We start from the raw sequence: 479 nt of genomic DNA, 5'->3' as shown, positions 1-479 counted from the left end.
CTCAGTCATCTCCCTGGTTCCTTGATCACGCTCGCGTCGCGCTTGAGCTGTTCCTGGGTGCGGTCGGGGGTAAGTTCCGAAGGCGCCATGCTGGCCGTCCCGGTCCGCAGCAGGATAATGCCGAGGGCCGCCACGACCACGCCGACCAGCAGGGAAGACCACCCCGAGCCAAGTCCTGCCCGCGTCAGTGCAATAACGAGTGCCTGCAGCAACACCATTAGCGCGGCGAGCAAGCAGATCGCGCCGCCCAGCACTGCCGCGGCACCTGCTCCGGCTTTGGCAAGCTTTTCAGAAAGCTCGGCCCGAAACAGCCTGGCCTCGGTTTGCACCAAAGTGGTGACATTCTGGGCCAAGTCGGTGATCAGCCCGGCAAGGCTTGGGTTGTCCTGGGTGTTCATCTGTCCTGCGCCGTGCTCTGCATGGCCCCATCATCGCCTACGACGCCCGAATCCTGCGACCGCTCAGCGGACCCACCCTGT

General features: G+C 64.3%; 1 protein-coding gene. It reads right to left on the bottom strand.

Going from position 1 to position 479, the window contains the following annotated elements:
• Positions 1–5 precede the first annotated feature (5 nt).
• Positions 6–398, bottom strand: coding sequence for a phage holin family protein (locus EOA22_RS36975; protein ID WP_127390775.1), 393 nt, complete (start codon positions 396–398; stop codon positions 6–8).
• Between the last annotated feature and the right edge of the window lie 81 nt (positions 399–479).

It is taken from the genome of Mesorhizobium sp. M7A.F.Ca.US.014.04.1.1 (genome assembly GCF_003998745.1).
Lineage (GTDB): Bacteria > Pseudomonadota > Alphaproteobacteria > Rhizobiales > Rhizobiaceae > Mesorhizobium > Mesorhizobium ciceri.
The sequence above is the reverse complement of the archived record's forward strand: the minus strand, read 5'-3'. Positions and strand labels throughout refer to the sequence as shown.